Annotated in this window: 11 protein-coding genes; 7 read left to right on the top strand and 4 right to left on the bottom strand. The window is 70.1% G+C overall.

All coding sequences use genetic code 11. The annotated features are described in order from the left end of the window. The first annotated feature begins 186 nt into the window (after positions 1–186). The 4 genes from C1708_RS10880 to C1708_RS10895 all read left to right on the top strand — a co-directional run bounded on the left by C1708_RS10880 (position 187) and on the right by C1708_RS10895 (position 6,435). Positions 187–3,996, top strand: a complete 3,810-nt coding sequence (locus C1708_RS10880) for a multifunctional oxoglutarate decarboxylase/oxoglutarate dehydrogenase thiamine pyrophosphate-binding subunit/dihydrolipoyllysine-residue succinyltransferase subunit (RefSeq protein WP_106412483.1) — start codon at positions 187–189, stop codon at positions 3,994–3,996. A gap of 88 nt (positions 3,997–4,084) precedes the next feature. Beyond that, complete coding sequence (locus tag C1708_RS10885) at positions 4,085–4,267, top strand: DUF6104 family protein (protein ID WP_014176503.1); 183 nt, start codon at positions 4,085–4,087, stop codon at positions 4,265–4,267. Positions 4,268–4,511: 244 nt separating this feature from the next. Next, positions 4,512–5,384: a DUF4097 family beta strand repeat-containing protein gene (locus tag C1708_RS10890; RefSeq protein ID WP_106412484.1), complete on the top strand. Its 873-nt coding sequence runs from the start codon at positions 4,512–4,514 to the stop codon at positions 5,382–5,384. A 1-nt stretch (position 5,385) separates the two neighbouring features. Further along, positions 5,386–6,435: a helix-turn-helix transcriptional regulator gene (locus C1708_RS10895; protein ID WP_106412485.1), complete on the top strand. Its 1,050-nt coding sequence runs from the start codon at positions 5,386–5,388 to the stop codon at positions 6,433–6,435. A gap of 7 nt (positions 6,436–6,442) precedes the next feature. Here C1708_RS10895 and C1708_RS10900 read toward each other — a convergent pair whose 3' ends face one another. The 4 genes from C1708_RS10900 to C1708_RS10915 form a co-directional block, all read right to left on the bottom strand. Next, positions 6,443–7,003, bottom strand: coding sequence for a Clp protease N-terminal domain-containing protein (locus tag C1708_RS10900; RefSeq protein WP_106412486.1), 561 nt, complete (start codon positions 7,001–7,003; stop codon positions 6,443–6,445). Beyond that, entirely contained in the window at positions 7,003–7,212 is a 210-nt protein-coding gene (locus C1708_RS10905) for an HTH domain-containing protein (protein WP_028959309.1), read from the bottom strand. Before C1708_RS10905 ends, C1708_RS10900 begins: the two co-directional genes overlap by 1 nt. 112 nt (positions 7,213–7,324) lie before the next feature. Next, positions 7,325–8,290 carry a zinc-binding dehydrogenase gene (locus C1708_RS10910; RefSeq protein WP_106412487.1) on the bottom strand — a complete coding sequence of 322 codons (966 nt, stop codon included), beginning with the start codon at positions 8,288–8,290 and terminating at the stop codon, positions 7,325–7,327. A gap of 148 nt (positions 8,291–8,438) precedes the next feature. Then, complete coding sequence (locus tag C1708_RS10915; RefSeq protein WP_106412488.1) at positions 8,439–9,674, bottom strand: NAD(P)-dependent malic enzyme; 1,236 nt, start codon at positions 9,672–9,674, stop codon at positions 8,439–8,441. A 580-nt stretch (positions 9,675–10,254) separates the two neighbouring features. On the opposite strand from C1708_RS10915, the gene C1708_RS10920 reads away from it, so the two are divergent. The 3 genes from C1708_RS10920 to C1708_RS10930 are packed head-to-tail and all read left to right on the top strand — an operon-like array spanning position 10,255 to position 12,968. Then, complete coding sequence (locus tag C1708_RS10920; protein WP_106412489.1) at positions 10,255–11,223, top strand: ABC transporter substrate-binding protein; 969 nt, start codon at positions 10,255–10,257, stop codon at positions 11,221–11,223. Positions 11,224–11,259: 36 nt separating this feature from the next. Next, positions 11,260–12,198, top strand: coding sequence for an amino acid ABC transporter permease (locus C1708_RS10925; protein WP_106412490.1), 939 nt, complete (start codon positions 11,260–11,262; stop codon positions 12,196–12,198). Between the two features lie 17 nt (positions 12,199–12,215). After that, positions 12,216–12,968 carry an amino acid ABC transporter ATP-binding protein gene (locus C1708_RS10930; RefSeq protein WP_106416244.1) on the top strand — a complete coding sequence of 251 codons (753 nt, stop codon included), beginning with the start codon at positions 12,216–12,218 and terminating at the stop codon, positions 12,966–12,968. The last annotated feature ends 45 nt before the right edge of the window (positions 12,969–13,013 follow it).

The raw sequence follows: 13,013 nt of genomic DNA on the forward strand, positions 1-13,013 counted from the left end.
GATGCCTGATACCGTCGAAAGAAGCGGAACCTCGCTTGTTTCCCGCCAATTCCAGCGCCGAAACACCCGCCGAGATGTGATGTGCACGACGTTGCACGGGCCCGGCCTGACCTTCTCGCGCGGGGAGGCGTAGCCTTTATTTCCGCTGTCCATCATCTTGCGAAGCGGAAGAGGGCGGTTGACGCCGTGTCGCCACAGTCCCCCAGTAACTCGAGCATCTCGACCGACACCGACCAAGCGGGCAAGAACCCCGCTGCGGCCTTCGGTGCCAACGAATGGCTCGTCGACGAGATCTACCAGCAGTACCTCCAGGACCCGAACTCGGTGGACCGAGCCTGGTGGGACTTCTTCGCCGACTACAAGCCGGGCGCTCCCGCGTCCTCGGCTCCGGCGGGTGACGCGGCCGCGGGGGCCGCGGTGACCCCCACCGCTCCGTCCCGGCCGGCCGCGCCCGCCAAGGCCGAGACGCCCGCCCCGGCCGCGAAGCCCGCTGCCGCCGCTCCGGCGGCCGAGGCCCCGGCTCAGGCGCCTGCCAAGGCCCAGGCGCCCGCCCAGCCGAAGAAGCAGGCCGCTCCCGCCGCCAAGCCGGCCCCGGCCGGGAAGGCCGAGCCGGCGGGCGAGGCGAAGAGCGGCCCCGAGCAGGTCACCCTGCGCGGTCCGTCCGCCGCCGTGGCGAAGAACATGGACGCCTCGCTGGAGCTGCCCACGGCCACGTCCGTGCGCGCGGTCCCGGTGAAGCTGCTGTTCGACAACCGCATCGTCATCAACAACCACCTCAAGCGCGCCCGGGGCGGGAAGATCTCCTTCACGCACCTCATCGGCTACGCGATGGTGCAGGCCATCAAGGCCATGCCGGCGATGAACTGGTCGTACGCCAAGGTGGACGGCAAGCCCACCCTGGTCAAGCCGGAGCACGTCAACCTCGGTCTCGCCATCGACCTGGTCAAGCCCAACGGCGACCGCCAGCTCGTCGTCGCGGCGATCAAGAAGGCCGAGACGCTGAACTTCTTCGAGTTCTGGCAGGCCTACGAGGACATCGTCCGTCGCGCCCGCGACAACAAGCTGACGATGGACGACTTCACCGGTGTCACGGTCTCCCTGACCAACCCCGGCGGCCTGGGCACCGTGCACTCCGTGCCGCGCCTCATGCCCGGCCAGTCGGTGATCATGGGCGTCGGCTCCATGGACTACCCGGCGGAGTTCCAGGGCACCTCCCAGGACACCCTGAACAAGCTCGGCATCTCGAAGGTCATGACGCTCACGTCGACCTACGACCACCGGGTGATCCAGGGCGCCGCCTCCGGCGAGTTCCTGCGCCAGGTCGCGAACCTCCTGCTCGGCGAGAACAACTTCTACGACGAGATCTTCGAGGCCCTGCGCATCCCCTACGAGCCGGTCCGCTGGCTCAAGGACATCGACGCCAGCCACGACGACGACGTCACCAAGGCCGCCCGGGTCTTCGACCTGATCCACTCCTACCGGGTCCGCGGCCACGTCATGGCCGACACCGACCCGCTCGAGTACAAGGTCCGCAAGCACCCCGACCTGGACATCGTCGAGCACGGACTCACCCTGTGGGACCTGGAGCGCGAGTTCGCCGTCGGCGGCTTCGCCGGCAAGTCGATGATGAAGCTGCGCGACATCCTCGGCGTGCTGCGCGACTCGTACTGCCGCACCACCGGCATCGAGTTCATGCACATCCAGGACCCCAAGCAGCGCAAGTGGATCCAGGACCGCGTGGAGCGCGGCCACACCAAGCCGGAGCGCGAGGAGCAGCTGCGCATCCTGCGCCGGCTGAACGCGGCGGAGGCCTTCGAGACCTTCCTGCAGACCAAGTACGTCGGCCAGAAGCGCTTCTCGCTGGAGGGCGGCGAGTCCGTCATCCCGCTGCTCGACGCGGTGCTGGACTCGGCCGCCGAGTCCCGCCTGGACGAGGTCGTCATCGGCATGGCCCACCGCGGCCGGCTGAACGTCCTCGCCAACATCGTCGGCAAGTCGTACGCGCAGATCTTCCGCGAGTTCGAGGGCAACCTCGACCCGAAGTCGATGCACGGCTCCGGCGACGTGAAGTACCACCTGGGCGCCGAGGGCACCTTCACCGGCCTGGACGGCGAGCAGATCAAGGTCTCGCTGGTCGCCAACCCCTCGCACCTGGAGGCCGTCGACCCGGTCCTCGAAGGCGTCGCCCGCGCCAAGCAGGACATCGTCAACAAGGGCGGCACGGACTTCACCGTCCTGCCGGTGGCCATCCACGGCGACGCGGCCTTCGCGGGCCAGGGCGTGGTGGCCGAGACCCTGAACATGTCGCAGCTGCGCGGCTACCGCACCGGCGGCACGGTCCACATCGTCATCAACAACCAGGTCGGCTTCACCGCGGCCCCCGAGTCCTCGCGCTCCTCCATGTACGCGACGGACGTGGCCCGCATGATCGAGGCCCCGATCTTCCACGTGAACGGCGACGACCCGGAGGCGGTCGTGCGCGTCGCGCGCCTGGCCTTCGAGTTCCGCCAGGCGTTCAACAAGGACGTGGTGATCGACCTCATCTGCTACCGCCGCCGCGGTCACAACGAGTCGGACAACCCGGCCTTCACCCAGCCGCTGATGTACGACCTGATCGACAAGAAGCGCTCGGTGCGCAAGCTGTACACCGAGTCCCTCATCGGTCGCGGCGACATCACCCTGGAAGAGGCCGAGCAGGCACTGCAGGACTACCAGGGCCAGCTGGAGAAGGTCTTCACGGAGGTCCGTGAGGCCACCTCGCAGCCGACCGCGGTCGCCCCGTCCGACCCGCAGGCCGAGTTCCCGGTCGCCGTGAACACCGCGGTGAGCACGGAGATCGTGAAGCGGATCGCCGAGTCGCAGGTGAACATCCCCGACCACATCACCGTCCACCCGCGTCTGCTGCCGCAGCTGCAGCGCCGGGCGGCGATGGTCGAGGACGGCACCATCGACTGGGGCATGGGCGAGACCCTCGCCTTCGGCTCGCTGCTCCTCGAGGGCGTCCCGGTCCGGCTCGCCGGCCAGGACTCCCAGCGCGGCACCTTCGGCCAGCGCCACGCGGTCATCATCGACCGTGAGACGGGCGAGGAGTACACGCCGCTGCAGTACCTCTCCGAGGACCAGGCGCGGCTGAACGTCTACAACTCCCTGCTGTCCGAGTACGCGGCCATGGGCTTCGAGTACGGCTACTCGCTGGCCCGCCCGGACGCGCTCGTGCTGTGGGAGGCGCAGTTCGGCGACTTCGTCAACGGCGCGCAGACGGTCGTGGACGAGTTCATCTCGTCGGCCGAGCAGAAGTGGAACCAGACCTCCGGTGTGGTCCTGCTCCTCCCGCACGGCTACGAGGGCCAGGGCCCGGACCACTCCTCGGCCCGCCCGGAGCGCTTCCTGCAGCTCTGCGCCCAGAACAACATGACGGTCGCCATGCCGACCTCGCCGTCGAACTACTTCCACCTCCTGCGGTGGCAGGTGCACAACCCGCACCACAAGCCGCTGGTGGTCTTCACCCCGAAGTCGATGCTGCGCCTGAAGGCCGCCGCGTCGAAGGCGGAGGAGTTCACCACGGGCCAGTTCCGCCCGGTCATCGGCGACGACACGGTCGACCCGGCCGGCGTGAAGAAGGTCGTCTTCTGCGCCGGCAAGGTCTACTACGACTTGGTCGCCGAGCGGAAGAAGCGCGGCGCGGACGACACGGCGATCATCCGCATCGAGCGCCTGTACCCGCTGCCGGGCGCCGAGCTCCAGGCGGAGATCAAGAAGTACCCGAACGCCGAGAAGTACCTGTGGGCGCAGGAGGAGCCGGCGAACCAGGGCGCCTGGCCGTTCATCGCGCTCAACCTGATCGACCACCTGGACCTGGCGGTCGGCGCCGACCTGCCGCACGCCGAGCGTCTGCGCCGCATCTCGCGGCCGCACAGCTCGTCCCCGGCGGTCGGCTCCGCCAAGCGCCACCAGGCCGAGCAGGAGCAGCTCGTGCGTGAGGTCTTCGAGGCCTGACCGGCACGAAGACGCGGTGACCGAGCGGGCCGCACCCCCTCCCCGGGGGTGCGGCCCGCCCCGTTCCGCGGCACATATCCTTGACCTCATGTACTTCACGGACCGTGGCATCGAGGAACTGGAGAAGCGGCGCGGCGAGGAGGAGATCACCTTCGAGTGGCTCGCGGAGCAGCTCCGCACCTTCGTTGACCTCAACCCCGACTTCGAGGTCCCGGTGGAACGCCTGGCGACCTGGCTGGCCCGCCTGGACGACGAGGACGAGGACGAGTGAGCCGCGGGCGTCCGTGCCGCCGAGGAGGCACGGACGGACGCGACGGCGCCCCGTAGACGCCGGGCCGCGCATCCGCCCCCTTCCCCACCTCCCCACATCGCGCACCCAAGGCACCGTTCACCAGAACGAGTGCCTTGACTTTTGTGCGCCGCGATATATCGTCAAACGAGTAATACGCGATATGGCGTGATGTCCCGCGCCTCGCGCCGCCCCGGGTGCCCACCCGCGATCAGGAGGTCGTCCCATGCCCGAGTGGTCCGTCGCGGACAAGACCCGCCTCACCTTCGACGCCCCCCTGACCCGCCTCAACGTCCGCCTCGTCAACGGCACGGTGAACGTCGTGGGGACCGACGAGGACGAGGCCCGTCTCCAGGTCTCCGACGTGGAGGGTCCGCCCCTGGTGGTGACGCACGAAGACGGCGTCCTGACCGTCGCCTACGACGACCTCCCCTGGAAGGGCTTCCTCACCTGGCTGGACGGCAAGGGCTGGCGCCGCAGCGCGGTGGTCTCCCTCGCCGTCCCCGCGCGGACCCGCGTGGAGGTCGGCGTCGTCGGGGCCGGGGCCGTCGTCTCGGGCATCCGGGGCCCCGCCGCGGTGAAGGGCGTCGCGGGCGACACCACCCTGGTCCACCTCTCGGGGCCCGTCCGCGCGGACACCGTCTCCGGCAGCGTGGAGGCCCAGTCCGTGACCGGCGACCTCCGCTTCGCCTCCGTCTCCGGCGACCTCACCGTCGTCGAGGGTTCCGGCCCCTCCGTCCGGGCGGACACCGTCAGCGGCTCGATGATCGTGGACCTGAACCCCGAGGGTCCCGCCGACGTCCGGCTGACCAGCGTCTCGGGCGAGATCGCGGTCCGGCTGCCCGACCCGGCGGACGCCGAGGTGGAGGCCAACACGGCCGGCGGCGCCATCTCCAACGCCTTCGACGACCTGCGGGTCCAGGGGATGTGGGGCGCCCACAAACTCACCGGCCGCCTGGGCGCGGGCAGCGGCACCCTGCGGGCCACCACCGTCTCCGGCTCCATCGCCCTGCTGCGCCGCCCGCCCCGGGAGGACGAGCCGGACCGGCGCGGCGGCCCGGGAGACAATGCCGGCACGACCGACAAGAAGGTGCTCTGACATGCCCCCCGTCTTCGCCCACGGACGCCTCCGCCTCTACCTGCTGAAGCTGCTCGACGAGGCTCCCCGGCACGGCTACGAGGTGATCCGTCTCCTCGAGGAGCGCTTCCAGGGGCTGTACGCGCCGTCCGCGGGCACGGTCTACCCCCGTCTGGCCAAGCTGGAGGCGGAAGGGCTGGTCACCCACACCACCGAGGGCGGCCGCAAGGTCTACTCGATCACCGACGCCGGCCGCGCCGAGCTGGCCGACCGCAGCGGCGAGCTGGCCGACCTGGAGCTGGAGATCCGCGAGTCGGTCGCCGAGCTCGCCGCCGAGATCCGGGCCGACGTCAGCGGCGCGGCGGGCGACCTGCGCCGCGAGATGCGCGCCGCGGCCGGCCGGGCCCGCCAGTCGCGGGGCGGCGGCGCGTCCGGCGGCAAGGACGCCCCCTTCGGCGACTTCGACCTCGGCGACTTCTCGGTGTTCGGCGACAAGGATGCCTGGCGCGCCGCCAAGGAGGAGATGCGCCGCGCCAAGCAGGAGTGGAAGGAGCAGGCCCGGCGCGCCAAGGACGAGAGCCGGCGCTCCCGCGAGGAGGCCCAGCGCGCCCGCCGTCAGGCCAAGGAGGCCCAGGACCGGGCGCAGGAGCAGGTGCAGCGCATCGTCCGGCAGGTCCAGGAGCAGGTGCAGGGCCACTTCGCCCGCGGCGACTGGCCGTCCGGACTGCGCGAGGGCCTGGGCGAACTGCTCAAGGAGATGGGCGAGTTCGGCAAGGACTTCCCCTTCGGCCGCACAGGTTCCGCGGACGCGGCGGGCTCCCGTCCGTCGTACTCCACGACCCCCGAGGACTTCCCGGCCGACTACGCCCCCTCCTGGGGCCACGCGAGCGCGGCGGAGTCCACCGGCGACCCGGTACGCGACCTGGAGCGGCTGCTGGACCGCTTCCGGGACGACGTCCGGGACGCCGCGCGGGACCACGGGGTCACCGAGGAGCAGCTCCGCGACGCCCGCGGGCACCTGGCGGAGGCGGCGGCCCGTATCGGGGCGCTGCTGCGGACGCCGAAGCCCTGAGCACCCGTCAGCCCGCCTTGGCCTCGCCGTCGCCGTAGAGCACGCGGGTGACCGACGCGTGGGTCACGCCGTGGTCGGCGAGGACCTCGGCGGGCACACCGGGGCGGGCGGTGAGGGCGAGGAGCAGGTGCTCGTCGCCGATGTGGCGGTGGCCGCGGGCGGTGGCGGTGCGCAGCGCCCCGGTCAGGACGTCCTTGGCCGCCCGGTCGAAGGGCCGGTGCCCCCGCCACCGGGCGCGGGGCCGCTTCTCCGACAGGGCCCCGGGGCCGTGCGTCTCCTCCACCCGGGCGACGATCTCCGGCACGTCGATGCCCAGTCCGGCGAGGGCGTCGGTCTCGGCCTGGGTGAGCCCGCCCCGCCGTCGCGCCCGCTCCAGGGCCTCCCGTACCGGCTCGCGGCGCTCGTCGAGCCCCAGGGCGGTCAGGGCGAAGGAGGCGCGGCTGCCCTCCCGGTCGAGCAGGGCGAGGAGCAGGTGCTCCGCGCCGACGCGGGCCGCTCCCGCCCGTTCGGCCTGGGCGACGGCCTCCTTGACCACGTCCCGGGCGTCCTTGGTGAACCGCTCGAACATCAATGCCTCCCGTACTTCTTGTGCACGGCCTGCCTGCTGACCCCGAGTTCGGTGGCGATCTCCTGCCACGACCAGCCGTGGTTGCGCGCGTTGCGCACCTGCACGGCCTCCAGTTGCTCGAGCAGCTTGCGCAGCGCGGCGACGGCCCGCAGGCCGACCCGCGGGTCGCGGTCGCCCGCCCGCTCGGCGAGATCGGTTGCCTCAGTCATGATGTCAACGTACGTTGACACGCCGACCGCGTCAACCCCAGTTGACAGAACCGCGGCCGGCCCGGAGAACCGGACCGGCCGCAGGGGTGCCGCAGGAGCGAGGAGAGCCGCCTCAGGGGTTGGTGAGCACGATCTTCCCGAACAGCTCACCGGACGCCATCCGTTCGAAGCCCTCACGGGCCCGGTCCAGAGGCAGCACCTCGTCGATGACGGGCCGCACCCCGGTCGCGGCGCAGAAGGACAGCAGGTCCTCCAGCTCGTCCTTGGTGCCCATCGTCGACCCCACGATCTTCAGCTCCAGGAAGAAGACGCGGGTCAGCTCGGCGTGCGAGGGCCGGTCACCGCTGGTGGCGCCGGAGATCACCAGCGTGCCGCCGGGACGCAGCGACTTCACCGAGTGGGACCAGGTGGCCGCCCCCACGGTCTCGATCACCGCGTCGACCCGCTGCGGCAGCCGCGCACCGGGCTCCACGGCCTCCACCGCGCCCAGCTCCAGCGCCCGCTTGCGCTTGGCCTCGTCCCGGCTGGTGGCGAAGACCCGCAGTCCCGCCGCCTTGCCGAGCACGATCGCGGCGGTCGCGACACCGCCGCCGGCGCCCTGCACCAGCACCGCGTCACCGGGCCGCACACCGGCGTTGGTGAACAGCATCCGGTAGGCGGTCAGCCAGGCCGTGGGCAGGCAGGCCGCCTCCTCGAAGGAGAGCCCCTCGGGCTTGGGCAGGATGTTCCAGGCGGGCACGGAGACCTGTTCGGCGAAGGTGCCCTGGTAGCGCTCGGTCAGGATGGAGCGGGGCTCCTTCGGGCCCACCCCGTGACCGGTCTGGCCGATCACCGAGTGCAGGACGACCTCGTTGCCGTCCTCGTCGACACCGGCTGCGTCGCAGCCGAGGATCATCGGCAGCTTGTCCTCCGCGAGGCCGACGCCGCGCAGGGACCAGAGGTCGTGGTGGTTGAGGGAGGCGGCCTTGACCGTGACGGTGCTCCAGCCCGGCCGGGACTCGGGAGCGGGTCGCTCTCCCGACTCCAGTCCCGTGAGCGGCTGGTCGCGGTCGATTCGGGCGGCGTAGACAGCGAACATGACCTTGACGATAGGTTCCGCGCCCCGCCGAAGGAACCGTGCCCGGCTGTGACACACGCCCTCTTGCGCCGGACCGGCCGCTCGCGGTGCGACCCCGGACGTGCGTGAGCCCCGCCCACGGTCAGGACGGGGCCCCTCACACGTGCGCTCAGCGCCGGGCGACGCCCTCGGCCCGGGCGGCCGCGGCCACCGCCGCCGTCACCGCGGGGGCGACCCGCTCGTCGAACGGGGACGGGATGACGTGGTCGGCGGCGAGGTCGTCACCGACGACGGAGGCCAGCGCCTCGGCCGCGGCGAGCTTCATGCCCTCGGTGATCCGGGAGGCCCGCACCTGGAGCGCGCCCGCGAAGATGCCGGGGAACGCCAGGACGTTGTTGATCTGGTTCGGGAAGTCCGACCGGCCGGTGGCCACGACGGCCGCGTACTTGTGCGCGACCTCGGGGTGCACCTCCGGGTTCGGGTTGGCCATGGCGAAGACGAACGCGCCCTCCGCCATCGACGCCACCGCGGGCTCGGGGACCGTGCCGCCGGAGACGCCGATGAAGACGTCGGCGCCCGCCAGCGCGGACTCCAGCGTGCCGGAGAGCCCGGCCTTGTTGGTGAACGACGCCAGCTCGGCCTTGATCGGCGTGAGGTCCTCGCGGTCCCGCGAGACGACACCCTTGCGGTCGGCCACCGCGACGTCCCCGATGCCGGCCTCGACCAGCATCTTGGCGATGGCGACACCCGCCGCGCCCGCACCGGAGATCACCGCCCGCAGCTCGCCCAGCGGACGCCCGCTGAGCCGCGCCGCGTTCCGCAGCGCCGCGAGCGTCACCACGGCCGTGCCGTGCTGGTCGTCGTGGAAGACCGGGATGTCCAGGCGCTCCTGGAGCCGCCGCTCGATCTCGAAGCACCGCGGCGCCGAGATGTCCTCGAGGTTGACCCCGCCGAAGGACGGGGCGAGCCGGACCACGGTCTCGACGATCTCGTCGACGTCGGTGCAGTTCAGCGCGAGGGGGACCGCGTCCACACCGCCGAACTGCTTGAAGAGGATGGCCTTGCCCTCCATGACCGGGAGGGAGGCCTCGGGCCCGATGTCGCCGAGCCCGAGCACGGCCGTGCCGTCCGTCACGACGGCGACGACCGAGGACTTCCACGTGTAGTCATGGACCAGCTCCGGCTGCTCGGCGATCGCGCTGCACACCTTCGCGACGCCGGGCGTGTACGCCAGGGACAGGTCGTCCTTGTCGCGGACCGGCACGGTGGCCTGCACGGCCATCTTGCCGCCGCGGTGCAGCGCGAACGCCGGGTCGAAGGACTCCAGGGGCTCTGCCCCGCCGTCCTGCTCGGAAGCGTCCCGGTTCTCGCTGTCGCTGCGAGGATTGACAATCTCCGCTGCCACTTGGTTTTACCCCTTAAGTGTTCATTGTTTGAGGGTTACCACTCCTGGTGAGGAGCGGGCGGGACCGCGCCGGGCCCGGAGGGGTTGATACGTACGGGCCGAACGCGACGGGCGCGCCGCACACGCGCCCTGAGCCCCGGATGAGGGGTGTGAAGAACCTTCTTACCGGACGGACGCCGTCGGCGACGAGTCCATAACGCGAAGGTCACATGCCGACGCCATGAATCTTCGTCCGATATCAGGACAAGACCTGGACGAAGCCTCAGCAAACCCTCAAGTGGAGCGCGGGCTCGGCGGGTCGTCCGCCCGACAGGCGTATTAGCGAAGATCTTGCGGCCGGAATTGAGGATTCCCGAAGAGTCTTCGGTCGTGATGTACCGGAGTGGTCGGGTTGGAGAACTCTCCGTTATCCGATTTTGACATCACAGGCCCCCTGAACGGCCCAATCCGAATGGCAAGATGCGGTAATCACACGAGGTCGCGGCACTCGAAGACGTGTGCCTCCGTCGACCCCGCGGCGACGCCGACCGGCCGTCGCCGGCCCATCGGCAACTCCACCCATCCGCCGGAGGAACCCACCATGACCGCAAGCACCACCCGTCGTACCACCGCAGCGCGCTCACGGATTGCAGCGGTCGGCGCGATCGCGGTCGCAGGCGCACTGCTTCTCACCGGCTGCGGTGACCAGACCAAGGACAAGGACTCGGGCAGCGAGGACGCCGCGTCGACGAGCACCGCCCCGCTGGCCGACAAGCTGCCCCAGGCGATTCGCGACAAGGGCGTCATCAAGGTCGGCTCGGACATCGCGTACGCCCCGGTCGAGTTCAAGGACGACTCCGGCAAGGTCGTCGGCATCGACCCCGACCTCGCCGCGGCCATGGGCAAGCAGCTCGGGGTCGAGTTCGAGTTCCAGAACGCGACGTTCGACACCCTGATCGGCGGCCTCGCCTCCAAGCGCTACGACATCGCCATGTCGGCCATGACCGACACCAAGGACCGTCAGCAGGGCATCGACTCCACCACGGGCAAGAAGGTCGGCGCGGGCGTCGACTTCGTCGACTACTTCACCGCCGGCGTCTCGCTCTACACCAACAAGGGCGACGACCAGGGCATCAAGACGTGGGACGACCTGTGCGGCAAGACGATGGCCGTGCAGCGCAACACCTTCTCGCACGACCTCGCCAAGGACCAGGCGGAGAAGTGTGAGAAGGACGGCAAGAAGACGCTGAAGATCGAGGAGTTCGACACCAACCCCGAAGCCGAGACGCGGATGCGCTCCAAGGGCGCGGACGTCGTCTCCGCCGACTTCCCGATCGCCGCCTACTCCGTCAAGAACTCCGGCGGCGGCAAGTACTTCGAGATCGTCGGCGAGCAGGTCGAGGCGGGCCCCTACGGCATCGCCGTCGCCAAGGGCAACGAGGAACTGCGCGACGCGCTCCAGGCCGCGGTCCAGGCCCTCATCGACAACGGCGAGTACCAGAAGATCATCGAGAAGTGGGGCGTCGAGGACGGCGCGATCACCGAGGCCAAGATCAACGGCGGCTCCTGAACCGCACCGTTCGACTGGCTCTGAAAGGCTCCACCCGTGACTGTTGACGTCAGCAAGACCGACGGTCCCGGCGCGACGCCCCCCGCCGGAGCGGAGGCCATCAAGGCCATTCCGGTCCGGCACCCGGGGCGGTACGTGTCGGCGACCGTCGCCCTCGCCCTCCTCGGGGCGGTCGTGTACGCCTTCGCGCAAGGCGCCATCAACTGGCGGGCCATCCCCGAGTACTTCTTCGACGGCCGCATCCTCGACGGCGTATGGAACACCCTGCTGCTGACGGTGCTGTCGATGGTGATCGGCATCGCCGGCGGCATCCTGCTCGCCGTGATGCGCCTGTCGAAGAATCCGGTGACCTCGTCGATCGCCTGGTTCTACATCTGGTTCTTCCGCGGCACGCCGGTCCTGGTCCAGCTCTTCGTCTGGTTCAACCTCGGACTGGTATTCGAGTACATCAACCTGGGCCCCGTTTACAAGGACTACTGGTCGTCCTTCATGACGCCGCTGCTGACGGCGCTGCTCGGCCTGGGCCTCAACGAGGCCGCCTACATGGCCGAGATCTGCCGCGCCGGCCTGCTCTCGGTGGACGAAGGACAGACGGAGGCGGCCCATGCGCTGGGCATGAGCCACACCAAGACGCTTCGCCGGATCGTCGTTCCCCAGGCGATGCGGGTGATCGTGCCGCCCACGGGCAACGAAGTCATCAACATGCTGAAGACGACTTCGCTCGTCTCCGCGGTGCAGTTCGCCGAGCTGTTCCAGCAGGCGAAGGACATCGGCCAGAGCGCGGGGTCCCCGGTGGAGATGTACTTCCTCGCCGCGGCCTGGTACCTGATCATGACGTCGATCCTGAGCGTCGGCCAGTACTACGTGGAGCGCCACTACGCACGTGGCTCGTTGCGCACTCTGCCGCCCACTCCGTTGCAGCGCTTCAAGGCTGCCGTCCTGCCCACCCGCCGCACCAAGGGAGTCACGGCATGACGCAGTCCTCCGCCGTCATGGTCAAAGCCGAGGGCGTTCACAAGAGGTTCGGCCAGGTCGAGGTCCTCAAGGGCATCGACCTGGAGGTGAGGACCGGCGAGGTGTTCTGCCTCATCGGCCCCTCCGGCTCGGGCAAGTCGACCTTCCTGCGGTGCATCAACCACCTGGAGAAGATCAACGCCGGCCGGCTCTACGTCGACGGCGAGCTGGTGGGCTACCGCCAGAAGGGCGACAAGCTCTACGAGCTGAAGGACAGCGAGGTCGCGCAGCAGCGCCGGGACATCGGCATGGTCTTCCAGCGCTTCAACCTGTTCCCGCACATGACGGCCGTCGAGAACATCATGGAGGCGCCGGTCCAGGTCAAGGGCGTCAACAGGACCCAGGCCCGGCAGCGCGCGCTCGAGCTGCTGGACCGCGTGGGTCTCGCCGACAAGGCCGGGAACTACCCCTCCCAGCTCTCCGGCGGCCAGCAGCAGCGGGTGGCGATCGCGCGTGCGCTCGCCATGGACCCCAAGCTGATGCTGTTCGACGAGCCGACCTCGGCGCTCGACCCGGAGCTGGTCGGTGACGTCCTCGACGTCATGCGCGACCTGGCCGAGTCGGGCATGACGATGATCGTCGTCACGCACGAGATGGGCTTCGCCCGCGAGGTGGGCGACAGCCTGGTGTTCATGGACGGCGGTGTGGTGGTCGAGTCCGGCCACCCGCGTGACGTGCTGACCGATCCGCAGCACGAGCGCACCAAGTCGTTCCTGTCCAAGGTCCTCTGACCTCGGACCCGCACGCGCGCGGAAGGGGGCGGTACGGACATCCGT

This window comes from Streptomyces sp. DH-12, assembly GCF_002899455.1.
Classification (GTDB): Bacteria; Actinomycetota; Actinomycetes; order Streptomycetales; family Streptomycetaceae; genus Streptomyces.

Excerpts from the sequence above, each read along its gene's own strand:
- C1708_RS10885 (WP_014176503.1), top strand. The coding sequence starts at position 4,085 with ATGTACTTCACGGACCGTGGCATCGAGGAACTGGAGAAGCGGCGCGGC.
- C1708_RS10890 (WP_106412484.1), top strand. The coding sequence starts at position 4,512 with ATGCCCGAGTGGTCCGTCGCGGACAAGACCCGCCTCACCTTCGACGCC.
- C1708_RS10895 (WP_106412485.1), top strand. The coding sequence starts at position 5,386 with ATGCCCCCCGTCTTCGCCCACGGACGCCTCCGCCTCTACCTGCTGAAG.
- C1708_RS10900 (WP_106412486.1), bottom strand. The coding sequence starts at position 7,003 with ATGTTCGAGCGGTTCACCAAGGACGCCCGGGACGTGGTCAAGGAGGCC.
- C1708_RS10905 (WP_028959309.1), bottom strand. The coding sequence starts at position 7,212 with ATGACTGAGGCAACCGATCTCGCCGAGCGGGCGGGCGACCGCGACCCG.
- C1708_RS10910 (WP_106412487.1), bottom strand. The coding sequence starts at position 8,290 with ATGTTCGCTGTCTACGCCGCCCGAATCGACCGCGACCAGCCGCTCACG.
- C1708_RS10920 (WP_106412489.1), top strand. The coding sequence starts at position 10,255 with ATGACCGCAAGCACCACCCGTCGTACCACCGCAGCGCGCTCACGGATT.
- C1708_RS10930 (WP_106416244.1), top strand. The coding sequence starts at position 12,216 with ATGGTCAAAGCCGAGGGCGTTCACAAGAGGTTCGGCCAGGTCGAGGTC.